The sequence below is a fragment of the Reyranella soli genome (assembly GCF_007992495.1).
Classification (GTDB): domain Bacteria; phylum Pseudomonadota; class Alphaproteobacteria; order Reyranellales; family Reyranellaceae; genus Reyranella; species Reyranella soli.
In genome coordinates, this window is sequence record NZ_BKAJ01000004.1 from 209,590 (window position 1) to 232,805 (window position 23,216).

Annotated in this window: 23 protein-coding genes; 5 read left to right on the top strand and 18 right to left on the bottom strand. The window is 66.6% G+C overall.

Translation table 11 applies throughout. The features are described from left to right. The first annotated feature begins 1 nt into the window (after position 1). The gene (locus RSO01_RS49395) at positions 2–1,603 is read left to right on the top strand and encodes a sensor histidine kinase (RefSeq protein ID WP_147145502.1); all 1,602 of its coding nucleotides are present in this window, start codon (positions 2–4) and stop codon (positions 1,601–1,603) included. On the opposite strand, the gene RSO01_RS01690 is transcribed toward RSO01_RS49395, so the two are convergent. From RSO01_RS01690 to RSO01_RS47060, 9 genes are all read right to left on the bottom strand, one after another. After that, on the bottom strand, positions 1,604–2,305 hold the full coding sequence (locus RSO01_RS01690) for an ABC transporter ATP-binding protein (RefSeq protein ID WP_147145504.1): 702 nt from the start codon (positions 2,303–2,305) through the stop codon (positions 1,604–1,606). Beyond that, entirely contained in the window at positions 2,305–3,057 is a 753-nt protein-coding gene (locus tag RSO01_RS01695; protein WP_147145506.1) for an ABC transporter ATP-binding protein, read from the bottom strand. The genes RSO01_RS01690 and RSO01_RS01695 overlap by 1 nt, the downstream gene beginning before the upstream one ends. Continuing rightward, a complete protein-coding gene (locus tag RSO01_RS01700; RefSeq protein WP_147145508.1) occupies positions 3,050–4,039 on the bottom strand; it encodes a branched-chain amino acid ABC transporter permease in 990 nt (329 codons plus the stop codon). Before RSO01_RS01700 ends, RSO01_RS01695 begins: the two co-directional genes overlap by 8 nt. Positions 4,040–4,124: 85 nt before the next feature. Next, positions 4,125–5,039, bottom strand: coding sequence for a branched-chain amino acid ABC transporter permease (locus tag RSO01_RS01705; protein ID WP_147145510.1), 915 nt, complete (start codon positions 5,037–5,039; stop codon positions 4,125–4,127). Between the two features lie 98 nt (positions 5,040–5,137). Further along, complete coding sequence (locus RSO01_RS01710) at positions 5,138–6,313, bottom strand: ABC transporter substrate-binding protein (RefSeq protein ID WP_147145512.1); 1,176 nt, start codon at positions 6,311–6,313, stop codon at positions 5,138–5,140. Positions 6,314–6,373: 60 nt separating this feature from the next. Continuing rightward, complete coding sequence (locus tag RSO01_RS01715; protein ID WP_147145514.1) at positions 6,374–7,918, bottom strand: benzoate-CoA ligase family protein; 1,545 nt, start codon at positions 7,916–7,918, stop codon at positions 6,374–6,376. Positions 7,919–7,988: 70 nt separating this feature from the next. Beyond that, positions 7,989–9,875, bottom strand: coding sequence for an adenylate/guanylate cyclase domain-containing protein (locus tag RSO01_RS01720; protein WP_147145516.1), 1,887 nt, complete (start codon positions 9,873–9,875; stop codon positions 7,989–7,991). A 49-nt stretch (positions 9,876–9,924) separates the two neighbouring features. Continuing rightward, positions 9,925–10,371: a GNAT family N-acetyltransferase gene (locus RSO01_RS01725; protein ID WP_147145518.1), complete on the bottom strand. Its 447-nt coding sequence runs from the start codon at positions 10,369–10,371 to the stop codon at positions 9,925–9,927. Positions 10,372–10,379: 8 nt separating this feature from the next. Then, positions 10,380–10,544 (bottom strand): hypothetical protein, encoded by a 165-nt coding sequence (locus RSO01_RS47060; protein ID WP_170302786.1) that lies wholly within the window; start codon positions 10,542–10,544, stop codon positions 10,380–10,382. Between the two features lie 86 nt (positions 10,545–10,630). Between RSO01_RS47060 and RSO01_RS01730 the strand changes: the two genes are divergently transcribed. Next, the gene (locus RSO01_RS01730) at positions 10,631–11,014 is read left to right on the top strand and encodes a cupin domain-containing protein (protein ID WP_170302787.1); all 384 of its coding nucleotides are present in this window, start codon (positions 10,631–10,633) and stop codon (positions 11,012–11,014) included. A gap of 61 nt (positions 11,015–11,075) precedes the next feature. Here RSO01_RS01730 and RSO01_RS01735 read toward each other — a convergent pair whose 3' ends face one another. From RSO01_RS01735 to boxC, 5 genes are all read right to left on the bottom strand, one after another. Further along, on the bottom strand, positions 11,076–11,534 hold the full coding sequence (locus RSO01_RS01735; RefSeq protein ID WP_147145522.1) for a hypothetical protein: 459 nt from the start codon (positions 11,532–11,534) through the stop codon (positions 11,076–11,078). Between the two features lie 143 nt (positions 11,535–11,677). After that, on the bottom strand, positions 11,678–12,646 hold the full coding sequence (locus RSO01_RS01740; RefSeq protein ID WP_147145523.1) for a Bug family tripartite tricarboxylate transporter substrate binding protein: 969 nt from the start codon (positions 12,644–12,646) through the stop codon (positions 11,678–11,680). A gap of 52 nt (positions 12,647–12,698) precedes the next feature. After that, complete coding sequence (locus tag RSO01_RS01745; RefSeq protein ID WP_147145525.1) at positions 12,699–13,034, bottom strand: hydroxyisourate hydrolase; 336 nt, start codon at positions 13,032–13,034, stop codon at positions 12,699–12,701. A 13-nt stretch (positions 13,035–13,047) separates the two neighbouring features. Further along, positions 13,048–14,466: a benzoyl-CoA 2,3-epoxidase subunit BoxB gene (boxB, locus tag RSO01_RS01750; RefSeq protein ID WP_147145527.1), complete on the bottom strand. Its 1,419-nt coding sequence runs from the start codon at positions 14,464–14,466 to the stop codon at positions 13,048–13,050. Between the two features lie 11 nt (positions 14,467–14,477). After that, positions 14,478–16,151 (bottom strand): 2,3-epoxybenzoyl-CoA dihydrolase, encoded by a 1,674-nt coding sequence (gene boxC, locus RSO01_RS01755; protein ID WP_147145528.1) that lies wholly within the window; start codon positions 16,149–16,151, stop codon positions 14,478–14,480. Positions 16,152–16,233: 82 nt separating this feature from the next. Between boxC and RSO01_RS01760 the strand changes: the two genes are divergently transcribed. From RSO01_RS01760 to RSO01_RS01770, 3 genes are read left to right on the top strand one after another with little or no spacing between them, the layout of a single operon-like run. Continuing rightward, entirely contained in the window at positions 16,234–16,653 is a 420-nt protein-coding gene (locus RSO01_RS01760; RefSeq protein WP_147145530.1) for a GNAT family N-acetyltransferase, read from the top strand. Beyond that, complete coding sequence (locus RSO01_RS01765) at positions 16,650–17,045, top strand: Rrf2 family transcriptional regulator (RefSeq protein WP_147145532.1); 396 nt, start codon at positions 16,650–16,652, stop codon at positions 17,043–17,045. Before RSO01_RS01760 ends, RSO01_RS01765 begins: the two co-directional genes overlap by 4 nt. Continuing rightward, the gene (locus RSO01_RS01770) at positions 17,045–17,707 is read left to right on the top strand and encodes a hypothetical protein (RefSeq protein WP_147145534.1); all 663 of its coding nucleotides are present in this window, start codon (positions 17,045–17,047) and stop codon (positions 17,705–17,707) included. The genes RSO01_RS01765 and RSO01_RS01770 overlap by 1 nt, the downstream gene beginning before the upstream one ends. Positions 17,708–17,857: 150 nt before the next feature. Here the strand turns inward: RSO01_RS01770 and acdA are convergent, their stop codons facing one another. From acdA to RSO01_RS01790, 4 genes are all read right to left on the bottom strand, one after another. Next, positions 17,858–19,051, bottom strand: a complete 1,194-nt coding sequence (acdA, locus tag RSO01_RS01775; protein ID WP_147145536.1) for a 3-sulfinopropanoyl-CoA desulfinase — start codon at positions 19,049–19,051, stop codon at positions 17,858–17,860. A 4-nt stretch (positions 19,052–19,055) separates the two neighbouring features. After that, positions 19,056–20,561, bottom strand: a complete 1,506-nt coding sequence (locus tag RSO01_RS01780) for an adenylate/guanylate cyclase domain-containing protein (protein ID WP_147145539.1) — start codon at positions 20,559–20,561, stop codon at positions 19,056–19,058. Beyond that, positions 20,558–22,045, bottom strand: a complete 1,488-nt coding sequence (locus RSO01_RS01785; protein ID WP_147145541.1) for an adenylate/guanylate cyclase domain-containing protein — start codon at positions 22,043–22,045, stop codon at positions 20,558–20,560. The genes RSO01_RS01780 and RSO01_RS01785 overlap by 4 nt, the downstream gene beginning before the upstream one ends. A 79-nt stretch (positions 22,046–22,124) precedes the next feature. Next, entirely contained in the window at positions 22,125–23,213 is a 1,089-nt protein-coding gene (locus RSO01_RS01790; protein WP_147145542.1) for a transglutaminase-like domain-containing protein, read from the bottom strand. Between the last annotated feature and the right edge of the window lie 3 nt (positions 23,214–23,216).

Sequence of the window (23,216 nt, forward strand, 5' to 3'; positions counted from 1 at the left end):
CATGCGCCGCCGCCTGCCGCGCGCGCGCACGCTGCTGCTCGCGACGTATCTCGCCGTGCTGCTGCTGCCGGTGGGCGGCATCACCTTCCTGCGGCTCTATGAAAGCGCGCTGATCCGCCAGACCGAGGCCGAGCTTCTGGCCCAGGCCGCCGTGCTGTCGGCGGCCTATCGCACGGCCTGGCTCGAGCGCGCTACGCCGGCCGAACTCGTCGCCACGCCGCGCGCAACCGCGGACTGGAATGTGACGCCCACGCCCTATTCGCCGGAGCGCTGGCGCGCCCTGCTACCGCAACTCGATCTCGCCGATTCGCCCATCCTGCCGCGCGCGCCCGAAGCTGCGCCGGCAAACGAGCCGGCCGACCCGATTGCGCGCGCCGTGGCCAAGACGCTGACACCGGTGCTCGCCAACGTGCGCGAGATGACGCTGGCTGCCATCCGCGTCGTCGATGCGCACGGGATCGTGGTCGCGGCGACCGCCGATGCCGATCTCGGCCGGAGCCTGATCGGCCAGCAGGAGGTGGCGCAGGCGCTGCAGGGGGCACCGGTGGCAGTGCTGCGCGAACGCCCACCGATCACCGGCAGCCCGAGCTGGGAATCGATCAGCCGCGCCACGACGCTGCGCGTGTTCGTCACGGTGCCGGTGGTGGCGGACGGGCACGTGCTGGGGGCCGTGCTGGTGTCGCGGACGCCGCGCAACATCGTGCAGACGCTGTACAGCAAGCGCCATGCCCTGTTGGCGCTGGCGGTGGTGCTGATCGCTGCGGTGGCGGTGCTGGCCTGGTTCGCGGGCTATACGGTGGTGCGGCCGACGCGCCAGCTGGCGGCAATGGCCGAGCGCGTGGCGGCAGGCGATGTGCGCGCCGTCCAGCCGCTGGCGGCGCCGATGACGCGCGAGGCGCAATCGCTGTCGGACTCGATCATGGTCATGGCGCGCACCCTGCAGGCGCGTGCCGACTATGTGCGCGAACTGGCGCTCAGCGTCAGCCACGAGCTCAAGACGCCGCTCACCGGCATCCGCGGCAGCACCGAGCTTTTGCGCGACCATCTCGAGGAGATGTCCGCGGAGGAGAGCGCCAAGTTTTTGGCCAACATCCTGGACGATACCGCGCGGCTGGAGCGGCTGGTGCGCCGCATCCTCGAACTGGCGCGGGCCGATGCTCTCATGCCGAGCGGCAAGGAGACCTGCGACGTGGCCGGCATCGTGCGTGAGATGGCGGAGACCGCGCGCGGCAAGGGGCAGAAGGTGTCGGTCGAGGGCGCGGAGCCGCTCGCCGCCGCGATTGACCGTGAGTCATTCGATATCGTGCTCTCGAACCTGCTGGAGAATGCCTGGCAACACGGCGGGCCCGCGGCGTCGGTACGCATCGCGGCGCGCGCCGCGCCAGACGGCGTGGTGGTCGAGGTCTCGGACGATGGGCGCGGCATCTCATCGGGCAACAGCGAGCGCGTGTTCGACCGCTTCTTCACGACGGCGCGCGAGGCCGGCGGCACGGGCCTTGGCCTCGCGATCGCTCGCCAGCGCGTGGCGGCGTTCGGTGGTGACATCACCCTGCTGCCGGCCGAGCGCGGCGCGGCGTTTCGCGTCAGGCTGCGGGCGGCCTAGCTAGACGCCGAGGTACTTGTGCTGCAGGTCGCTGTCGCGGGCCAGGGCATCGGAGGTGCCGGTCCAGACGACGCGGCCTTTTTCGACGATGTGATGGCGATCGGCGAGCTTGATCAGAGCGCCGACGTTCTTGTCGATCACCAGGATGGCCTGGCCGTCGCGCTTCAGCCGCGCGAGGCAGGTCCAGATCTCCTGGCGCAATAGCGGCGAGAGGCCTTCGGTTGCCTCGTCGAGGATCAGGAGCTTGGGATTGGTCATCAGCGCCCGGCCGATCGCCAGCATCTGCTGCTCGCCGCCCGATAGCTGGTTGCCCATGTTGCGCTGCCGCTCGGCGAGCCGGGGCAGGAAGTCGAAGGTGCGGGCCAAGGTCCAGGGCTCGTTGGCGCCCAGCCGGTTGGCCGCGGCGGCGACAAGGTTCTCGCGCACCGAGAGGTTGGGGAAGATCTGCCGGCCCTCGGGCACCAGGCCCAGACCCAGCCGGGCGATGCGGAAGGACGGCAGATGCTCGACGCGCTGGCCCAGGAATTCGACGGTGCCGCGGCGGGCCGGCAGCAGGCCCATGATGGTGTTCACCGTCGTGGTCTTGCCCATGCCGTTGCGGCCCATCAGGGTTACGACCTCGCCGGCATCGATGCCGAGTTCCATGCCGAACAACGCCTGGCTGGCGCCATAGAAGGCCTCCAGCTCGCGGACGCGCAGCATCAGGCGTCTCCCTCGCCGAGATAGGCCTGGCGCACCTCGGCGTTGGCGCGGATCTCGGCCGGCGTGCCCGAGGCAATGGCGCGGCCGTAGACCAGCACGGTGATGCGGTCGGCGAGCTGGAAGACGGCATCCATGTCATGCTCGATCAGCAGCATGCCGCGGCGGTCCTTCAGCCCCTGCAGGAAGCCGATCATGCGCTGCGATTCCTCGACACCCATGCCGGCCATGGGCTCGTCGAGCAGCAGCAGCTTGGGATCGCCCGCCAGCGCCATGGCGATCTCGAGCTGGCGCTGCTCACCGTGGCTCAACGCCGAGGCGGGCGTGTTGGCGCGGGCGGGCAGTCCGACCGCTTCGAGACCGCGCCGCGCAGGCGCCCGCAGGCTTTCGTCGCGGCGCGTGTCGGCCAGGAAGCGGAAGGAATGGCCGGCATGGGCCTGCACGGCCAGCGCCACGTTGTCGAGGGCGGTGAACTCGCGCAGCACCGAGGTGATCTGGAAGGAGCGTGCGAGGCCGAGCCGCACCCGCGCATGCATGGGCAGATGGGTGATGTCGCGGCCGGCGAAATGGATGGTGCCGGTGTCGGGCCTGAGGTTGCCGGTGAGCTGGCTCACCAAGGTGGTCTTGCCGGCGCCGTTCGGGCCGATCAGGGCATGGATCTCGCCTGGGCGCACGTCGATCGAGACGTTGTCGGTCGCGACCAAGCCGCCGAAGCGCTTGATCAGGCCGGTGGCGGAGAGCAGCGGCTCAGCCATGGCGGCGCCACTCTTTCGGTGAACCAAACAGGGAATCGATGCCGCCCTTGGCGTAGAGCGCGATCAGCACCAGCATGGGGCCGAACACGATCTGCCAGTACTCGCCCCAGCCTTTGTGGAACAGGTCGAGGATCGGCTTCAGCGATTCCTCCAGCACGAAGAAGGCGATGGTGCCGTAGAGCGGTCCGAACAAGGTGCCCATGCCGCCCAGCACGACGATGACGATGAGATCGCCCGACTTCACCCAGGACATCATGGCGGGCGAGATGTAGGCGCCCTCGTTGGCGAGCAGGATGCCGGCGAGGCCACCAAAGGCGCCCGACAGCGTGAACGCAGCCAGGCGATAGCGGAACACCGGGAAGCCCAGCGCCGTCATGCGCAGGTCGTTGGACTTGGCGCCGCGGATCACCAGGCCGAAGCGCGAGTTGGCGAAGCGGCTGCAGAACCAAAGGGTGCCGCAGAGCAGCGCGAAGCACAGCCAGTAGAACGACGCTTTGTCGCGCAGGTCGATGACGCCGGGGAAGCGGCTGCGGCTGATATTGAGGCCGTCGTCGGCGCCGTAGGCCTCCAGCCCGCCACCGACATAGAAGACGAGCTGGGCGAAGGCCAAGGTGATCATGATGAAGTAGAGGCCGCGCGTGCGCAGTGACAGCGCACCGACCAGCGCAGCCCACAGCGTCGCCGCGATGATGGCGACGGGCCATTGGATCCAGCCGCTGGCGACGCCGTGATGGCTCAGGATGCCGACGGCATAGCCGCCGATGCCGAAGAACACGGCGTGGCCAAAGCTCACCAGGCCGCCATAGCCCAGGATCATGTTGAGGCTGACGGCGGCGATCGCCCAGATGACGATGCGGGTGCCGATCGACAGGAGATAGCGCTGGTCGAAGGCCTGGGTCAGCAACGGCAGGACGGCGAGGATGACCAGCAGCAGGGCGGTGATGAGCCCGCGCGGCGTGCGGAGGGAGGCGATGAAGCTCATGATTCTTCCGGACCGCGAGCCTCTGGCTCGCTCAAGCTCATGAGCGAGCCAAAGGCTCGCGGTCCGGAAGAGCATGAAAACCGGATCACGTGCGCTGCCCGAACAGGCCGGTCGGGCGCCACACCAGAACGCCCGCCATGACGACGTAGATCAGGACCTGCGAGATCGCCGGCGCGGCGCTCGAGGCGGCGCTGGCACTGAGGAAGGTCTTCAGCAGATCGGGCAGGAACGCGCGGCCGACGATGTCGATCTGGCCAACCACCATGGCGGCGACGAAGGCGCCCTTGATCGAGCCGATGCCGCCGATGACGATGATGACGAAGGCGAGGATCAGGATGTCGTCGCCCATACCGATCTTCACCGAGGTGAGGGGCGCCGCCATCAGGCCCGCAAGGCCGGCGAACACCGCGCCCAGGCCGAACACCAGGCTGAACAGCAGCTCGATATTGATGCCGAGCGCGCCGATCATGCGCCGATTGGAAGCGCCGGCGCGGATCAGCATGCCGATGCGCGTGCGGGCCACCAGCCAGGCCAGCAGGACCGCCACCACCGCACCGACGACGATGATGGCGAAGCGGTAGGCGGGGTAGGGGACGCCGGGCAGGATCTCGACGGTGCGGTTGAGGAATGCCGGCACGGCGATGCTCTTGCCGGCCGGGCCCCAGATCACGCGGACCAGCTCGTTGAAGAACAGGATCAGGCCGAAGGTCGCCAGCACCTGCTCGAGATGGTCGCGCACGTAGAGCCTTCGCATCACAACGGCTTCGACGACGATGCCCAGCAGGAAGGTGGCGGGCAGCGCCAGCAATGCGCCCAGCACGAACGAATCGGTCCAGCCGATCAGCGTCCAGGCGATGTAGGCGCCCATCATGTAGAGCGACCCGTGCGCCAGGTTCACCAGGTCCATGATGCCGAAAGTGAGCGTCAGTCCGGCGGCGAGCAGGAACATCAGCAGACCGAGCTGCACGCCGTTCAGCATCTGGAGCAGTAAGTAATCCATGTCATCCCGAGCGGAGCGAAGCGTAGTCGAGGGACCTTTTCCGCTGCCTCAAAGATCCCTCGCTACGCTCGGGATGACAGCGACGCTGCGCGCCGCTGTCATTTCATCGGGCACTTCTCGTAGTACGGATCCCTGCCGTCCTTCACCGCGGTGGCGATGGTCTTCACCGTCATCATGCCTTCCGGATCCTTGACGGCTTCCTGGATGTAGAAGTTCTGGATCGGGAACTGGTTGGTGTTGTACTTGAAGTCGCCGCGCAGCGACTTGAAGTTGGCCTTCTTCATCTCGGCGCGGACCTTGTCCTTGTTCGACAGGTCGCCCTTCAGCGCCTCGGCGGCCGACGCGATCAGCATGATCGAATCGTAGCTCTGCGCGCCATAGTAGGACGGGTAGACGCCATGCTTCTTCTTGAAGTCGGCGACGTACTTCTTGTTGGCGTCGTTGGGCAGGTCGTTGACCCACTCCTGCGCACCCAGGGTGCCGAGCGCCAGCTCCTTCTGCTGCGGCAGGGTGATCGCGTCGATCGAGAACACCTGGTAGAGCGGGATCTGGCCCTTGAGACCGGCCTGCACGTACTGCTGCAGGAACTGCACGCCGTGCGCGCCGGGATAGAAGATGAAGATGCCGTCCGGCTTGGCGGCGCGGATCTTGGCGAGCTCGGCCGAGAAGTCGAGCTGGTCGGGCCACTTGGTCAGGTCTTCGCCCTTGATCTCGCCCTTGAAGGTGCGCTTCACGCCCGCGAGCATGTCCTTGCCGGCGGCGTAGTTGCCGGCCATCAGGTAGAGGCTCTTGACGCCCTTCTCCTGCAGGTACTGACCCATCGCCATCGGCGTCTGGTCATTGTTCCACGAGGTCGAGAAGAAGTGCTTGTTGCAGAGCTCGCCCGCGATCTGCGAGGGGCCAGCGTTGGACGAGATCAGGATGGTATCGCCCTCGTCGGTCACGCTCTTCAGCGAGGCCAGCAGCACGTTGGACCAGATGTAGCCCGCGATGACGTTCACCTTGTCCTGCTGGACGAGCTTCTCCGAGCGCGCCTTGCCGACGTCGGGCTTGAACTGGTCGTCCTCGTAGATGATCTCGAAGGGCACGCCGCCCATCTTGCCGCCGAGATGCTCCTTGGCGAGCTCGACCGAGCGGCGCATGTCCTCGCCGATCGCGGCCTGCGGGCCTGAGAAGGTGCTGACGAAGCCGATCTTGATCGGCGTCTGAGCCACCGCGGGCAGGCCAAAGGCCAGCGCCGCAATTGTTGCGGTACCAAACAACCTGATTTTCATGGGTTCTCGCTCCCTGTCGTGATCCCCGTCCCCTGATGACGGCATAAAACCCGAAAACGCCTAGCTGCGCAATTTGAAGCGCTGGATCTTGCCAGTCGCGGTCTTGGGCAGCTCGGGTACGTACTCGACCCAGCGTGGATATTTGTACGGTGCGAGCGTCTTCTTGCAGACCGCCATCAATTCCTCGGTGAGCGCCGGCCCGCCAACGCCCGCCTGCTTCAGCACCACGAAGGCTTTCGGCTTGATCAGGCTATGCTCGTCGGCATGGCCAACCACGGCCGCCTCCAGCACCGCGGGATGCGTGATCAGGCAGCTCTCGACCTCGACCGGCGAGCACCAGATGCCGCCGACCTTCAGCATGTCGTCGCTGCGGCCGTCATAGATGAAGAAGCCATCCTCGTCCTGGCGATAGGTGTCGCCGGTGTTGAGCCAGCCCTCGACCATGGTCTCGGCCGTCTTCTCGGGCTTGTTCCAGTAGTACTTGGCCGCCGATTCCGAGCGGATCCACAGCCGGCCGCTCTCGCCCTGGGGCACCGGCTTGCCGTGCTCGTCGACGATCTTGACCTCGTAGCCCGGCACCGGCTTACCGCTGGTGCCCGGCTTGTACTCGTCGAGCCGATTGCCAATGAAGATGTGCAGGCACTCGGTCGAGCCGATGCCGTCCAGGATCACGGTGCCCGTCTTCTCCTTCCAGCGGCGGAAGATGTCGGAGGGCAGCGCCTCGGCTGCCGAGACGCAGGCGCGGATGCTGGAGAAGTCGCGCGGCTTCTTCTCCAGCGCCGCGAGCTGGGCGGCAAAGAGCGTCGGTGCGCCGAAGTAGAGCGTGGGCTTGAAGGTCTCGATGGTCTCGAAGGTCGAGTCGGGCGTCGGACGGCGGTCGTCGAGCACCGCGGTGCTGCCGGTCCACAGCGGGAAGGTCATGGAGTTGCCGAGCCCGTAGGCGAAGAAGAGCTTGCCCGCGGAGTAGCTCACATCGTCCTCGCGTACTCCCAGTGCTCGCACGCCGTAGCACTCGCTGGTCACCACCATGTCGCGCTGCAGGTGCACGGCCCCCTTGGGCCGTCCGGTCGAGCCGGAGGAGTAGAGCCAGAAGCAGTCGGCGGTCGGCGAGGCGAGCCGCGCTTCCAGCCTGTCGGAGGCCTTGGGCAGCTCGGCCAGGAAGGCGTCGATGGTGCTCGCCTTGACGCCGACCTGCGTCAAGGCCGGCTCGACCTCGGCGGCGAATTCGGTGGAATAGACCACGAGCCCACAGCCCGAATCCTCGAACAGGTAGGCGTAGTCGGCGGCGCGCAGCATGGTGTTGAGCGGCGCCGGGACGATGCCTGCCTTGATGGCTCCCCAGAACAGATAGAAGAAGGCCGGGCAGTCCTTCACGACCATCAGCACGCGGTCGCCGGGCTTCAGCCCGGAGGCCAGCAAGGCATTGCCAGCGCGGTTCACGCGCTCGGCGAGCTCGGCATACGTGACGGTCTCGCTGGCCGTGCGGATGGCGACCTTGGCGCCGCGGCCTTCCGCGATGTGCCGGTCGACGAACGGCACGGCGACGTTGAAGCGGGCGGGTAACCTCACCTTGAGGTCCGACCCGAATTCAATGCCTTCGATCATGCCGATCCCATTCCTCCCATGCTTCGGCTGTTGAGCTTCTTATTGCGTAATTTGGTACTGAAATACCTATTTAAGCTTCCCCTCGCAAGTCCCTTATTAGACCGCCCTCTATCAAGCCATCTAACCGGCCCCTGAGCAGGGACAACGGGACGGCATCGGCCGCGACATCGGCCGGGCCGCCGTCGAGTGGCAGCCAGAGGAAACCGTCGAGCGCGGCCGTCCGGCAACTCGCGCTGGCTACGATCGTGACCTCGCCGTGCCGCGGCGCGCGGCGGCCGAACTGCTCCAGCCGCGAGGCGACGTTCACCGCCTCGCCGATCGCGGTGTAGTCGACGCGGCCGGCGAAGCCGACATTGCCCACCAGGACCGTCCCGGTGTGCAGGCCAACCCGCATGCGGCAGGCGGCGAGGCCGGCGAAGCGGCGCTCGCGATTGAACGCCTCGACCTCGTGCGCGATGGACAGCGCGCCGAGGCAGGCCGCGCGCGCATGCTGGGCGTTGGGCTCGGGTGCGCCCCAGAAGGCCATCAGCCCGTCACCCATGTATTTATCGATGGTGCCGCCCGTCGCTTCGATCGCCGGACCGACGCGCGCCATCAGGTCGTTGAGATAAGTGGCGGTCTCGGTCGCCGGGCGGCCGCGCGAGTAGGCGGTGTAACCTTCGAGATCGCAGAACAGGATGGTGATAGCGCGATCCTCGGCGGGTGGCAGGGCGCCCTGCTGAGCGATCAGTCGCGCGACCAGGGCACGCGGCAGGTAGGTGGCGGCGAGGTGCAGACCACGCGCCATGCGCTCAAAGGCGCGGTTCGCGAGGTTGAGCTCGCGCACCTTGCTGTCGCTGAGCTTCGGCACCTTCTCGAGCTCCAGCCGTTCGACGGCGCGCGCGGCGTCGGCCAGCGCCAGGATGGGCCGTGACAGGCGACGGCCGACCATGATCGCGATGATGCCCGTCAACAGCATCAGGACGGCGCCCGCAATCAGGATGCCGCGCACGATCCAGCGCGCCCATGCCGATTCGCGGCCGGCGATGTGATAGCCGATGATCAGCGACGCGGGTTGGTACTCGTCGATCTTGCGGTAGATCCAGCCGTGGCTGCTGTCGCCGACCCAGTTCCAATGGCCTGACACCGTGCTGCCGCCGTTCAGCCAGGAGATCTCGTTGGGCTCAGGCCCCCACATCGCCGCCAGCACCGGATCGTTGACCTCGTTCAGGCCAGAGAGCCGCCCACGGGCGCGCTGCTCGACTGTGCCTTGCTCCTTGCCGAGCCAGGGATGGGCCAGCACCTTGTCACGCCCGGCCAGGATGAACGGCTTGCGCTCACCCGCGAGCTCGAGGCTCTTGAGGAAGCGCGACAGGTCCGACGTGCCGATGGCCGCGCCGATGACGCCGCGGAACTGCCCACGCACGCGGATCGGCACGATGATCGGCAGGATCGGCTCGCCGACCACGAGCGACCATTGCGGCTCGGCCCATTGCGGGCCGTTCAAGTTGCGGGCCTGGGCGAACAGGGCGTCGGTGAAGGGCAGGTTCTCGCGCCGCTCGAGCTGCACGCTGCGGTCGGTGCGGGTGAAGCGCATCGGCTCGCCGTCGACGGGAATGACGACGAAGCCAACGGCCTGCGGTGCGGCGGCGAGCGTACCCAGCGCGAAGGCCTTCCATTGCTCGCGGTTGTCGAAGTCGATCTCGCCCTTGGCGACGGCGTCGCTGATATAGGCGAGCTGGTCGCGCACCGGGCTGACGTGGGCCTGCAGACGCTGCTCGATCATGTCGACCATGACCTCGTTGAGCTGGCGTGACGAACTCTCGAAATTGCTCTGGGCGGCGTAGTAGGCGATGCCGATCACTGGCACCATGGCGAGGAAGATCAGGCCGACGAGCACGACGGGCAGCAGTCGCGTGATCGGCCAGCCTGAGGGCCTCGTCGATCGTGGGCCGGGGCCCGTCAGTTCAAGCACCATCCGGGAACGCTCGCGCAAGAGCGCGTCAAAAAAGTGGCGCGGTCCGCAACTAGCCGCTGCGGCCCATCCAGAGCGTTCGTCCTTCCGGCAGACTGTCGAATGCCAACACCTCGAAAGCGCGCGCCCGCCAGAATTGCACGGCTCCCGTATTCTCGCGGTTCACACCAACGTGAAATGCCCGGGCGCCGCGGCAGGTCGCGAGGCCCAACCAAGCGTCCAGCAGCTTCGATCCCATGCCACGACGCTGCAAGCGCGGCAGGAGGTTCATATGGAGGTGGGCCGGATATCGCGCGACAACCGCAGGCGGGGTTTTAGCCGGATGATGGATCATGAACGCCCGGCGCTGATCGGCAGTCCGCGATGCCGATGGAATGTCGGAGGGATCGACACAGTGCTCTCGCAGCGACGGCCACCAGTCACGTTCGAGCCTGTCCTCCCAGGCGACGGTATCTTCCGTGCCGGCCACGAAGCCTGCCACGCCGGCTTCGTCCTCCACGACGAGCGTCAGGCCGGGCTCGAGCAGCGCATACGGGGCGATGTAAATCCCATCATTCGCGGATCGCAGTAGAGATGCGAGGCATCGCCGCCGGCAAGCCCCGTCGCCAGGGAAATCGCGTAGCAGGCGTCGAGGTCCTTCGCCTCGACCTGGCGAATCGAACAGAGCGTCATGGTCCGACCAGATTGGAGGCTTCTTCAGTAGCCCAGGCCCGTACCAAATGGCAGAGTTTGCGTCTCAATGGGGTGGAGGAAACGCAATGCCGGTCGTTGACTACGGAGCGCTGCCGGAATTTCCCATGCGACCGGGCATCACCGGCAAGTGGATCGCCAGTCGCGAACGCGGCGCCGCCGGCGTTGGCGTCCTCTCCAACACCATAGAGGCCGGTTGCGGGGCGCCGCTGCACCGCCACGAGTACGAGGAGATCATCCTCGTCGAGGCCGGCAAGATCTGGGTCGAGATGGACAAGGTCCGCACGACGGCGACGCCCGGGCAGTGCGTGATCATTCCTGCCAACGCCGCGCATGCCTGGGGCAACGAGGGGCCGGAGGTCCTGCGCGTGCTGTTCGTCTGGAACTCGCCCGAGCCGTTCGCGCCGGGCAAGAGCACCTATCTCGAAGGCGCGCCGCCGGCCGTGACCTGACGGCTGCGCGCCCGGGCCGATCCTGTGCAGACCGGCCCGGGAACGGGTTGCGTGCTAGCGCTCAGCCCGCGACCTGGAGGACGTGAATCCGGTAGGTACCCTCGGCCGTCTGCTTGCCGATCGGTTCCAGCCGAATGACGGCGGCGCGAACGGTCACGCTGTTGCCGCTGGCGACGGTGTAGGTCCGGCCCTTGGCGGAGTGCTCGGCCTCTTCACCGTCCTCTTCTTCCTCGTCTTCGTCCTCGTCCGTCTCTTCGTCTTCCGACGCTTCCTCGGACGCTTCCTCCGACTCCTCCTCGGTCTCGGCCTCGTCGTCGGCTTCGTCCTCGGCCTCCTCCAGAGCGGTCATCGAGGAATCGAGGCAATGCAGCAGGACGACGCCGTCGGAAACTTCGACGGTCGTGAGCGTGATCAGCTCGTCATTGTCCATGTCGACGATCGTGCTGCTGGCGGCGTGCTGGTCGCTCTTGCGCAGCCGGAAGCTGCCGGTCGCGACATCGGTGACTGCTCTGTGCTCCATTTTGCTACCCTTCGCTGAGGCGGCCCGTGCGACATCCGCTGGCCGCCCTCATGGCGTAGCAACCCTGGCTTGGGGGATTGTTGGCGCGCCCGTTAAACTTATGCGTCGGTCCTGCGACAGGGCCTGGACAGACCTTCAGAAGGTCACAGCTTGGCGCCCGACGCCTTCACCGGCGCCTGGAAGCTCTGCACCTGGTTGGCGACGAAGGCGGTGAACTCGGCCGGGCTCATCGGCTTGGTGACGAAGCCGAGATCGCCCAGGCGCTCGACGATCTTGGGATCGGCCAGCACCTCGGCGGCAGCCTTGTGCAGCTTGGCCTGTGCGTCGGCCGGCATGCCGGCAGGGGCGGAAATGCCGACGAAGTTCTCGGCGACCAGCTTGGGGTAGCCGAGCTCGGTGACCAGCGGCACGTCGGGTGCGCTCGGCGCCTTCTGCGTCGACGTGAGCGCGATCATGCGCAGCTTGCCGTCCTTGGCGAGCGGCAGCACTTCGGTGAGCGTGACCACGGCGAAGTCGAGCTGGTCGGCCATCATGTCCTGGAACATGGGTGCGGCGCCGCGATAGCCGATGTGCTCCATGTTCAAGCCGAGCTCGGCCTTGAACATCTCGCCGATGATATGGCCGATCGAGCCCTGGCCGCCCGAGCCGAACGGCACCGGTTTGCCTTGTCCTTTGATCCAGGCGATCAGCTCCGGCATGGTCTTGGCCGGCACGGCGGGCCGCACGACGAAGGCGTTGGCGACCGAGCCGATGTAGACGACGTGGGCAAAGTCCTTGATCGGATCGTACGGCGGCTTGTCGAACAGATAGGGCGCGATCGAGAGCGGCGCGGAGTTCGACAGCATCAGCGTGTGATAGTCGTCCTTGGCCGCCAGCACGAAGTTGGCGCCGATGGTCGTGCCGCCGCCCGGCTTGTTGTCGACGATCACCGTCTGGCCAAGCTTGTCCGACAACGGCCCCGCGACGACGCGCGCTGCGGCGTCGGACGCCCCGCCCGGCGGGAAAGTGACGATCAGCTTTAGCGCACGATTGGGCCACGGCGCCTGCGCGGCGGCCGTGCCGGCGAAGGCGAGGCTGGCGGTCATGCCAAGAAGCTGTCTGCGTGCGATCATCGTTTCCCCCAAGCAGTGTCTTGCGCCTGAGTAGCAACGAGCGTGCCGCGCGTCAGGCCCCGCCACGGAAAAGTGAGAAGCCCCAGGGCGTCATCTTGAGCGGCAGGTGATAGTGCTGCGCAAGATCTGCAACGCCAAAGCGGTAGGGTACCATCTCGAGGAAGGCGGGTGAGGGCACGGCGACGCCCTGGGCGCGGTACCAGTCACCGATATGGAAGACCGCCTCGTAAGTGCCGGTGGCCGGCGTCGGCGCGTCGAGCGTGCCGGGCTTCGCGGTTTGGCCATCGACCAGGAGCTTGCCGTCGGGACCACGTACTTCGACCCGCAGGCCCGCAGCGGGCACGCCGCGGGAGACGTCGTAGACGTGGATCGAGATTCCGCCGGCCATCAGTTGAAGCGCCCTAATTGAACCTGACGTACTCGAAGTTGGCTGGCTGGTTGTTGATGCCGCGCTGCGGCGGGGCGATCCAGTTGGCGAACTTGCCGGGCTCGACCACCGCCGGTCCCATCAGCGAGGTGACGTAGGCGCGGTCCTCGTCGGTCGGCAGCCACTTGTGCTCATTGGCCTTCCATTCGGCCTCGCTCATAACCTTGCCCTCGGGCGAGACATTGAGCTCGTTGAAGGCGCCGATGCGGCGGTTGAAGGCGCGGTGTGGCAGCCTGAGCTCGAAGGCGATGCCGGCCTGCTCGATCACGCGGTTCCAGCGGATCAGGCCGCGGGCGCAATCCTCGATGTAGTCGTTGCGCAGGCGCTCGTTCAGTGCCGACAGCGCCGGCACGGTCTTGCGCACGATGCGGCCGGCGTCGGCCGTGTCCATGTCGAAGCTCGAATCGGTCAGCACGTGGTCGTCTTCGATGCGCGTCTCGAGGTAACGGCCCTTGACGCCCATCGTGTAGTAGTTGGCCGCGTTAGTGGACGCCTCCTGGCCGAACAGGTCGAGCGACACCGAGAAGTGGAAGTTGAGGTACTTCTGGATGGTCGGCAGGTCGATCGCACCCAGGCTGCGCACGTCGTCGGTCTTGTGCTCCTTCATGAGGTCGCAGGTGCGCTGGACGATGCGCTGCACGCCCGATTCGCCCACGAACATGTGATGGGCTTCCTCGATCAGCATGAAGCGGCAGGAACGCGCCAGCGGATCGAAGCCCGATTCGGCCAGCGACGCCAGCTGGTACTTGCCGTCGCGGTCGGTGAAGTAGGTGAACATGAAGAAGCTGAGCCAGTCCGGCGTCTTCTCGTTGAAGGCGCCGAGGATACGCGGCTTGTCGGGGTCGCCGGAATGGCGCTCCAGCAGCATCTCCGCCTCCTCGCGGCCATCGCGGCCGAAATAGGCGTGCAGCAGGTAGACCATGGCCCACAGGTGCCGGCCTTCCTCGCAGTTGATCTGGAAGACGTTGCGCAGGTCGTAGAGCGAGGGCGCGGTCTTGCCCAGAAGACGCTGCTGCTCGACCGACGCGGGCTCGGTATCGCCCTGGGTGACGATCAGGCGGCGCAGGGTCGAGCGCAGCTCGCCCGGAACCTCCTGCCACACCGGCTTGCCCTTGTTGTCGCCATAGGCGATCACGCGGTTGGGATCCTGGCCGGCGAGGAAGATGCCCCAGCGATAGTCCGGCATCTTCACGTAGCCGAAATTGGCCCAGCCATTGGCCTCGGCCGAGATGGCGGTGCGCAGGTAGACGTCGAAGTTCAGCGTCCCGTCCGGCCCCATGTCTTTCCACCACTCGAGGAAGCGGGGCTGCCAGTTCTCCAGCGCCCGCTGCAGGCGGCGGTCGCTCGAGAGGTCGACGTTGTTGGGGATGCGCTGGGTATAGTCGATGGACATGGTGTGCTCCCTCAGGCGCGCTTGCGGTCGTATTTGGATTGCTTGCCCGTGCCGTAGAGTTTCAGCGCGCCGTCGGGTCCGGTCGCGTTGGGCCGCTGGAAGATCCAGTTCTGCCAGGCCGACAGGCGGGCGAAGATCTTGGTCTCCATGGTCTCGGGGCCGGCGAAGCGCAGGTTGGCTTCCATGCCGATGAGCCCGTCGGGCGAGAAGCCGGCGCGCTCCTCGATGGCGAGCCGCACCTCGTCCTCCCAGTCGATGTCGTCGGGGGTGAAGGTGACCAGGCCGAGCTCGTCGGCCGTCTCGGCATCGAGCGCCTCGCCGATCTCGTCCCTGAGCTCGTTGACGCGGCTCGGCTCGGCGAGGAAGCGCGTGCCGAGCCGTGTGAGTCCGTTGCCCATGGGGTAGGGGCCGAAGTTCATGGCGGTCAGCCGCACCGTCGCGGCTTCCTGGTTGGAGCCCTCGAAGGCACCGTCCAGCATGTAGGAGCGGTCGGCCGCCAACACGATCTCGAACAGCGTGCCGGTGAAGCACGAGCCCGGCTCGACCAGGGCGATCAGGCTGCGCGAGCTGACGTCGAGCCGCTTCAAGGTGCGCTTCCAGTAGAGCACGATCTCGCGCACCAGCCAGTTCGACGCCTCCTTGGCCAGCAGCGCGTCGTAGGCCTCCACGAGGTCGGCATCGCCCTGGCTCAGAAGCACCCAGGTGCCGATCTCGGTTTCGTTGAGCCGCAGATGCATCATGGCGTCGTCGAGATCGCGCGCCAGCGCCAGCGGCCAGAAGGCGGCGCCCTGGGCATGCACGGCGGTCGCATCGGCCGGCGGCGCGGCGGCCGGACCTTTCACCCGGAACTTCGCGGCGCGGCGCTCGCGGTCGATCTCGATGGTGAGATGGCCGTAGCGGATCGTGTCACCCTCGATCGCACGCTCGACCGCGGGCAGGGCGATGCCTTTGGCGGCCTTGGGGCGGCTCGATCGCGCAGCAACCTCCTCGGCGATCTTCCTGGTTTCGTCCGACAGCTTGCTGGGCGGGATCAGCTTGTCGACCAGGCGCCAGTCGCGCGCCCGCTTGCCGCGCACGCCCTCGGCGGTGGTGCAGAAGAAGTCGGCGTGGTCGCGCCGCACCATCCGCTTGTCGACGAGGCGGGTGAGGCCGCCGGTGCCCGGGAGCACGGCGAGCAACGGCAGCTCGGGCAGAGACACCGCGCTCGAGCCGTCGTCGGCCAGAAGGATCTGCTCGCAGGCCAGTGCGAGCTCGTAGCCGCCGCCGGCGGCGATGCCGTTGATCGAGCAGATGTAGGTCTGCCCCGAGTGCTCGCTGGCATCCTCGATGGCAAGCCGCGTCTCGTTGGTGAACTTGCAGAAGTTCACCTTGTGATCGTGGGTCGACAGGCCAAGCATGTTGATGTTGGCGCCCGAGCAGAAGATGCGGTCGCGGAGGGAGCGGATGACCACGGCGGCGACCTCGGGGTGCTCGAAGCGCAGGCGCTGAACGGCGTCCGCCAGCTCGATGTCGACGCCGAGATCGTAGGAATTGAGCTTCAGCTTGTAGCCGGGTTTCAACCCGCCATCCTCGTTCACGTCCATGGTGAGGTAGGCCACACCGTTTTCGGTGCTGATCTTCCAATGCCGGTAGCGGTCGGGCGCGGTGCGGAAGTCGATGGGCGTATCGGGCTTACCGTTTTCCATGGGCGCGTTCCCTATTTGCGTAATTCGGTACTGAAATACCTATTTACTTTCTCCACGGCAAGCGCATTCTATTCTCTGACATATGGTTGCGATCCGCCCCGCTCAAGCCTCTGATCTGCCTGCGATTTCAGCGCTGGACGCGCGGCTGACCGGCCTCGACAAGCCGGATTACTGGCGCGACATGCTGGCGCCCGAGCGCAATCTCCTGGTTGCCGAGAGCGAGGCCGGCAAGCTTTTGGGCTTCATCGCGGGCGAGGTCCGCGCCTGGGAGTTCGGCCAGCCGGCGGCCGGCTGGGTGTTCGCCATCCAGATCGAACCCAAGCAGCGCGAGCGTGGCGTGGCGAGCGCGCTGTTCGAGGCTTTGGTGACGCGCTTCCGAGAAAAGGGCGTGACGCGGGTGCGCACCCTGGTCGACCGCAAGGATCATCTGATCCTGTCGTTCTTCCGCGCGCAGGGCATGGTGGCGGGCCCCTCGCTTCAGCTCGACATGGATTTGGCGTGAAGCTGCAGACGGGCACGCGGCTTGGCCTCTACGCCGTGCTCGAACTGGCGCGCGATTCCGAGCGCACCCTCTCGGCTGCCGATCTGGCCGAGCGTTTCGGCGTGTCGACCCATCACCTGGCCAAGGTCCTGCGCACCTTGGCGGCGGCCGGTCTGGTGCGCGGCGGCCGCGGGGCGGCGGGCGGCTATCGGTTCACCGGCAACCGCCGGCGCACGACGCTCATGGACATCGTCGCCCTGTTCGAACCGGCGCCGGGGCAGCGCTCCAGGGAGCCGGGAGAGGAAACCGACATCGGCGCGGCCCTGCAGCGCGTGCTCCTGGAAGTCGACGAGATCGCCGAAGCGACCTTGCGGTCCATCAGCCTGGAGACCATGCTGAAGCCGAGGCGGTGATGCGTATCCTCGTGCTCCTGGTCGCGGTCGTGGCGAGCCTGCTGACGGTGCCAGCGGGCGCTGAGACGAGTTGCATGCCGGGCGACCGGCCGATCGATCCCTACTACGAGAACGATACGTTCGCCGAATGGCCGCAGGAAGCACAGCGCTTCAAGAACAACGCCGAACTCGTGTCGCGGCAGCGCGACCGCCTGCGGCTGGTGCTGGATGGCGGCAGGTCGGTCGAGCTGGTCGACTGCCCCTACGGTGACGACGGCTACCACTTCCTCTACGAGCGCTACGACCAGGCCGGCCGCTTCTATGTCGTGCGCAAGTCGTCGCATGACGATTTCTCGTACACGCTGGTGATGATGCCGACCGGCCGCCTGTTCACCGTCTACGGCGCGCCGGTGTGGACGTCGGAGAAGTCGAAGTTCCTCACCATCGGCTGCTCCCTGCAGCCGGCGCGCAACGCGCTTGTCATTCACGCGCTGGACGGCGCGGAGCTCACGAAAGAAGCGGAGTTCGAATTGCCGTGCGACACCGAAAGCTGCTCGGCGCGCTGGGATCATCAGTCGTGGATCTCGGTCACCTGTGCACCGCGCGACGGCGGCGGCAAGAAGGGCAAGGAATTCGTGCTGATGCGCGGGACCAACGGCACCTGGAACAGGTTCGGTCGGTGAATCTTGCCGGACCGCGGGCCTCCAGGCCCGCTCATTTTTGTCGTCCTGAGCGAAGCGAAGGACCTCATCGCCGCTTGCAACCAGCATGAGATCCTTCGCTTCGCTCAGGATGACTGAGGCGGGCCTGGAGGCCCGCGGTCCGGCAAGAGACTACGCCTTGCCCCAGCCGTCGCGCGTCTGCGGCAACTTCTTCTTCAAGAGCGCCCCCGCCACGACGTTGCGCAGCACCTCGGCCGTGCCGCCGCCGATGGTGAACATTCGGACGTCGCGCGCCATGCGCTCGAGCGGAAGCTCGCGCGAGTAGCCGCGGGCGCCGAAGAACTGCAGGGCGTCGTTCACGACCTGGATGGCGTTCTCCGAGGTGAAGACCTTGGCCTGCGCGGCCAGCAGCATGTCCGGGAACCCGCCTTCCCCCGAGCGGGCGGCGTCGTAGACCAGCGCCTGCGCGGCCCTGAGCTTGATCGACATGTCGGCGAGCTTCCATTGCAGCCCCTGGAACTCGTTGATCGGGCGGCCAAACTGGTGGCGCTTCTCCGACCAGTCCAGCGCCAATTCATACGCGCCCTCGGCGATGCCCAGCGCCACCGTGGCGGCGCCCACGCGCTGGCTGTTGTAGGCGTTCATCAGGTCGGCGAAGCCCTTCTTCAGGCCGCGCGGCGGGATCACCAGCGCCGAGGGCGGCAATTCCATGTCCTCGAAGTCGATCACCGCCTCGGGGATGCCGCGCAGGCCCATGGTCGGCTCGCGCTTGGTGATCTTGAGGCCCTGGGTCTCGTCGCGAATGGCCAGAAAACCGCCGATGCCTTCCTCGTTGCCCTTCTCGTCATAGACCTTGGCGAAGATCAGGTGCAGGCGCGAGACGCCGCCGCCGGTGATCCAGTGCTTGCGGCCGTTGACGACGTAGCGGTTGCCCTTCTTGTCGGCGCGCGTGGTCATGCCGTTGGCATCGGACCCGGCCTCGGGCTCGGTGATGCAGATGGCGGGCTTGTCGCCCGATAGCACCATGTCGGCCGCGAGCTTCTTCTGCTCCTCCGAACCGTAGGCCATCACCGCGCTGATCGCGCCCATGTTGGTCTCGACGGCGATGCGGCCGGTGACCGAGCAGGCTGCGGACAGCGCTTCGATGACCAGCACGGCGTCGAGCCAGTTCTTGCCCTGGCCGCCATACTGCTGCGGGATGGTCATGCCCAGGAGCCTGGCGTCCTTCAGCAGCTCGACATTGTCCCAGGGATACTGCTCGGTGCGGTCGACCTCGGCGGCGCGCTTGGCCACCGGCCCCGCCGCCAGCTCGCGCACACGCGCCTGCAGCTTCAGTTGATCGGACGACAGTCCAGACGCATTCATCACTTCATCCTTGGCCAAGGTGGTCGACGCTGAAGACGAAAGCGGCATCGCTGCGGCCGCGCACGGCTACGCTGCCGAGGTCGGTGAAGACGAACTGGTCGCCACAGGCCTCGCGCGTGGTCTTCGAGACGAGAATGCGCGTGCGGTAGTCTTTGTTCAACTGTTCGAGGCGTGCCGCAAGATTGACTGTGTCGCCAAGCAACGTGAAAGTCAGGCGTCGGCTTGCGCCAATCGATCCGCCGATCACGTGGCCCGTGCTGATGCCGATGCGGGTGGGGAGCGCCAAGCCCATGTCGCCGAAGGTGCGGCTGCCAACGGCGCGCTGAATGTCGATGGCTGCGCGCACCGCCGCGTAGGCATGGTCCTCGCAGGCCAGCGGCATGTTGAACGAGGCGAACAGGCCGTCGCCGATGAAGGTGTTGACAACGCCACCATGGGCGCGGATCGGCTCCAGCACCGTCTCGAGATATTCGTTGAGTGCGGCGACCAGCTCATGCGGCGCCAGGTATTCGGTGATGGTGGTGAAGCCCGCGATGTCGGTGAACAGGATGGTCGCCTCGCGCGTCTCGCCGGCCAGCACGCCTTCGCCCTCGCGCTGCAGGATGGTGGCGGCGACGTTCTCGTCGACATAGCGGCCGAAGGTTTCGCGGAAACGCTCGCGCTCGCGCAGACCCTCGACCATGTTGTTGAATTGCCCGGTCAGCTCGCCGACCTCGTCGTTGGAGGTCACCGGGATGCGCTGGCTGAGATCGCCCTCGGCGACCTTGCCCATCGCCTGCGACAGGTTGCGGATCGGCCCCAGCAAGGTGCGGGCGACGAAGTAGGCGGAAATCCCCAGGCCCATCGTGGCCACGACCACGACGTTGGCGATCTCGAACTTCAGCCGGTCACCCTCGTAGGAGAACAGGGCAACGACGGTCGCCGCCAGCGGTGCGATCGAGATCACCATCAAGGCCACGATCAGCTTGACGGTGTAGCTGCCGAAGAACAGCGCGAGATTGCGGCCGCGATGATGGAAGATGAAGGCGCACAGCCCGGCCAGATAATCGCTGATGACGAAGTAGGTGTAGGTGAAGAAGAAGACCGGCAGGACCAGGCAAAGGGTGATGACCTGCGCGATGGTGGGCTGTGGTACGTTGGTGAGGCTGGGGTCGGTGAAGATGTAGGTGGCGGTGAGCCTGAAGACGGTCAGCACCAGGTCGAGGATCGCCACATGCCGCGCGGTCAGGAGCGGCAGCTGGGTGATGCGCCGCTGTGTGTCCTCGAAGCTCGCCTCGCCCCTCAGATAGCGCTCGATAGGGGCGAACCGGCGGCTTGCCAGATACCAGTTCACGAGCCCCAGCAGCACGACGCTGGCGCCGAGCGAGCGCGGCACGAAGCTCCAGGCGCCGGTCATGACGATGAAGACCAGGGTGAAGGCGACGTCGACAGCCAGCGTCGACACCGTCATCAGGAGATAACGGCGACGCAGGCCGGCGATGTCGTCGCCAGCGATGTCGTTGGGCGTCATGCCGGCCCGATGCGATAGACCACGACGTTCTCGTGGCCACGCACGTCGACCGTGCCCAAGCGCTCACAGTCCGACGAGTCGGCAGCGCACACCGTGCTCTCCGTCGCCAGGATGCGGGTGCCGAATTTCTTGTTGAGCTGTTCGACTCGCGAGGCGACGTTCACGGCATCGCCCAGCAGCGTGTAGTTCAGCCGGTTCTCGGTGCCGATGGTGACGCCAATCACCGTGCCGGTATTGAGGCCGATGCGCGTGCGCAGGGCGACGTGGCCGGCGAATGGCCCCTCGTCGAGCACCTGCTGGATATCGATCGCCGCGGCGATCGCGGCTGCGGCATGGTTCTCGCAAGGCAGCGGCAGGTTGAAGGTGGCGAACAGGCCGTCGCCGATGAAGCTGTTGACGACGCCGCCATGGCGCTGGATCACCGGCACGACGGCGCCGAGATAGGCGTTCAGCACGGACGCGACCTCGGCGGGCGCCAGGCGCTCGGAGAGGCCGGTGAAGCCCTCGATGTCGGTGAACATCAGCGTCGCCTCCCCGGTGGTATCGACGACGCGGCCGGTGCGGTTGTCGAGGATCGCAGTGGCCACGCTCGTGCTGACATACTTGCCGAACGTGTCGCGCAGGTATTCGCGCTCCGACAGGCCTTCCACCATCTCGTTGAAACGGCCGGCAGCGTGGCCCATCTCGTCGTCGGACGTCACCGGCAGGCGGACCTGATAGTCGCCCTTGGCGACCTGCCGCATGCCGTGATCGAGGCGGGCGACCGGGCGGCTGAGGGCGTGGTTGATCCAGAACACCATGAATAGGGCGCCGACGATCGTGGCGACAACATCCATCGTCGCCTCGCGGACCAGGCGCTGGCCGCTGTAGCTCGCAATGTCGGCCGACAGCAGCATCACGCCGGCGAAGGCCATGTACAGCAGGGCGACGGAAACCTTGCGGCGAAAACGGCCGTGGAAGACGTGGAGGTTCACGTTGCGCGTGCGGAACAGGTGCTCGCAGAGCTGGTCGAGATAGGCGCTGACGATGAAGAAGATCAGCAGGACATTGCCGCCCGTGCCGACCACGAACGAGGCGAGCAGGTCGGGCCAGTTCGGATCTTCCTGCATGGCATCGATGTCGATGCCGTATCGCCGTGGCAGCATCCGCAGCATCACCATCGGCATGTAGCAGATCGCCATGACCATCGCGGACCGGCGCGGCAAGCTGGTCAGAGCAGGTTCGATCTCGCCGAACGAGATCTCGCCGGCGATGAACCGGCTGACGGGCCGGATCAGGAAATAGGCGCCGATGCTGACGGCGACCACCAGGAACGCCGCGGACATCGCCACATTCAGCGGCAGGAGCTCGAATTCTCCGTGCATCACGCCGTAGACGACCAGCGTGATCACGTCGATCGCGAACGGCACGGCCATCGCCAGGTAGTAGCGGCCGATGACGGCATTGACTGCCGTGCGTGGCGCCGCGTCGGTCGATGCGGTCATGCCCGCGGGTATAGATCGGATCGGGACGGAGCGAAACGGCCTCTCCTTCGCGGGCTCCGCGAAGGAGAGGCAGGAGATACTAGGACGTCAGCTCACGCGCGGTGATGCGGTACTTGAACTTGTCGGGATCGAGCGAATCGAGGAACCCGGACTTGTTCTCGGCCTGTGGGTACATCAGGAAGGGGATGGCAGCCTCCTTCGAGCCCGGCAGCTTCACGTCATGTGCGGTGTTGAAGGCGACCCAGTTGCCCTCCCACGAGCCGAACAGCGCCTTGCGTGCGGCCAACACCTTGGGATCGGCCATGGCGAGATTGCCCGGCGGCTCCTCGAGCACGACCTTGCGCACGTCGGCCGGATCGACCGGCGTCCAGCCGCTGCCCGACAGCCAGACCTCGGCGCGGCAATGCTGCGCCTTGGTGACGTTCTCCGAGCCCGCGCCCAACGCCTTGAAGCCGAACTGCGAAGGCACGACACGGATGCCGTAGACGTCGCGCGCCGGCAGGCCGACCGAGCGGGCGAGGCCGACGAACAGCGCGTTGAGGTCGGCACACTTGCCGTTGAGGTTGCCCGTCCTGATCATGGTGGTGATGTCGCCGACGCCGCAGCCCAGCGTCTTGGGATTTCGGAAGGTGTTCTCGACCACCCACTCGTAGAGGGCGCGTGCCTTGGCGACGTCGTCCTTCTTGCCCTTGACGATATCCTCGGCCGTCTCCTTCACGAGACCGTCGGTCGGCAGCAGCTCGGTGGCGGCGAGGTTGAGCTTGCGCTCGACGTCGCTGAGCGGCGCCGCGTTGCCCTGGCCCGGCACCAGCGCGCGGTCCTGCGCCTGGACCTGGGCGGTGACCTCGACCACCGGCGACTGCTGATCGGCTGCCCATTCGACACGCAGCATCTCGGCGCCGTACTTCGGATCCTTGACGCGCTCGGCGAGCTTGGCATTGCCGGTCCAGGTGACGTTGCCGGCGCGTTGCCAGTCTGCGGCGTCGAAGGTCGGCAGGGGAATCCACGCCCGGGTGGCGCCGGCCGCGGGCTCGATGCGCGCGACAAGCACATAAGTGCGCCAGCCTTTCGGCGTGGGCGCGTAGGTCGCCTGTGCAGAGGCGAGGCGCGGTGCCAGGCCGATGGCGCCGGCAGCGACGCCGGCTTTCAAGATGTCACGACGATTCATTTG

Bases quoted from the DNA above. Each gene is read 5' to 3' on its own strand.
- RSO01_RS49395 (WP_147145502.1), top strand. From the start codon at position 2: ATGCGCCGCCGCCTGCCGCGCGCGCGCACGCTGCTGCTCGCGACGTAT.
- RSO01_RS01690 (WP_147145504.1), bottom strand. From the start codon at position 2,305: ATGCTGCGCGTCCGCGAGCTGGAGGCCTTCTATGGCGCCAGCCAGGCG.
- RSO01_RS01695 (WP_147145506.1), bottom strand. From the start codon at position 3,057: ATGGCTGAGCCGCTGCTCTCCGCCACCGGCCTGATCAAGCGCTTCGGC.
- RSO01_RS01700 (WP_147145508.1), bottom strand. From the start codon at position 4,039: ATGAGCTTCATCGCCTCCCTCCGCACGCCGCGCGGGCTCATCACCGCC.
- RSO01_RS01705 (WP_147145510.1), bottom strand. From the start codon at position 5,039: ATGGATTACTTACTGCTCCAGATGCTGAACGGCGTGCAGCTCGGTCTG.
- RSO01_RS01710 (WP_147145512.1), bottom strand. From the start codon at position 6,313: ATGAAAATCAGGTTGTTTGGTACCGCAACAATTGCGGCGCTGGCCTTT.
- RSO01_RS01715 (WP_147145514.1), bottom strand. From the start codon at position 7,918: ATGATCGAAGGCATTGAATTCGGGTCGGACCTCAAGGTGAGGTTACCC.
- RSO01_RS01720 (WP_147145516.1), bottom strand. From the start codon at position 9,875: ATGGTGCTTGAACTGACGGGCCCCGGCCCACGATCGACGAGGCCCTCA.
- RSO01_RS47060 (WP_170302786.1), bottom strand. From the start codon at position 10,544: ATGACGCTCTGTTCGATTCGCCAGGTCGAGGCGAAGGACCTCGACGCC.
- RSO01_RS01730 (WP_170302787.1), top strand. From the start codon at position 10,631: ATGCCGGTCGTTGACTACGGAGCGCTGCCGGAATTTCCCATGCGACCG.
- RSO01_RS01735 (WP_147145522.1), bottom strand. From the start codon at position 11,534: ATGGAGCACAGAGCAGTCACCGATGTCGCGACCGGCAGCTTCCGGCTG.
- RSO01_RS01740 (WP_147145523.1), bottom strand. From the start codon at position 12,646: ATGATCGCACGCAGACAGCTTCTTGGCATGACCGCCAGCCTCGCCTTC.
- RSO01_RS01745 (WP_147145525.1), bottom strand. From the start codon at position 13,034: ATGGCCGGCGGAATCTCGATCCACGTCTACGACGTCTCCCGCGGCGTG.
- boxB (WP_147145527.1), bottom strand. From the start codon at position 14,466: ATGTCCATCGACTATACCCAGCGCATCCCCAACAACGTCGACCTCTCG.
- boxC (WP_147145528.1), bottom strand. From the start codon at position 16,151: ATGGAAAACGGTAAGCCCGATACGCCCATCGACTTCCGCACCGCGCCC.
- RSO01_RS01760 (WP_147145530.1), top strand. From the start codon at position 16,234: ATGGTTGCGATCCGCCCCGCTCAAGCCTCTGATCTGCCTGCGATTTCA.
- RSO01_RS01770 (WP_147145534.1), top strand. From the start codon at position 17,045: ATGCGTATCCTCGTGCTCCTGGTCGCGGTCGTGGCGAGCCTGCTGACG.
- acdA (WP_147145536.1), bottom strand. From the start codon at position 19,051: ATGAATGCGTCTGGACTGTCGTCCGATCAACTGAAGCTGCAGGCGCGT.
- RSO01_RS01780 (WP_147145539.1), bottom strand. From the start codon at position 20,561: ATGACGCCCAACGACATCGCTGGCGACGACATCGCCGGCCTGCGTCGC.
- RSO01_RS01785 (WP_147145541.1), bottom strand. From the start codon at position 22,045: ATGACCGCATCGACCGACGCGGCGCCACGCACGGCAGTCAATGCCGTC.
- RSO01_RS01790 (WP_147145542.1), bottom strand. From the start codon at position 23,213: ATGAATCGTCGTGACATCTTGAAAGCCGGCGTCGCTGCCGGCGCCATC.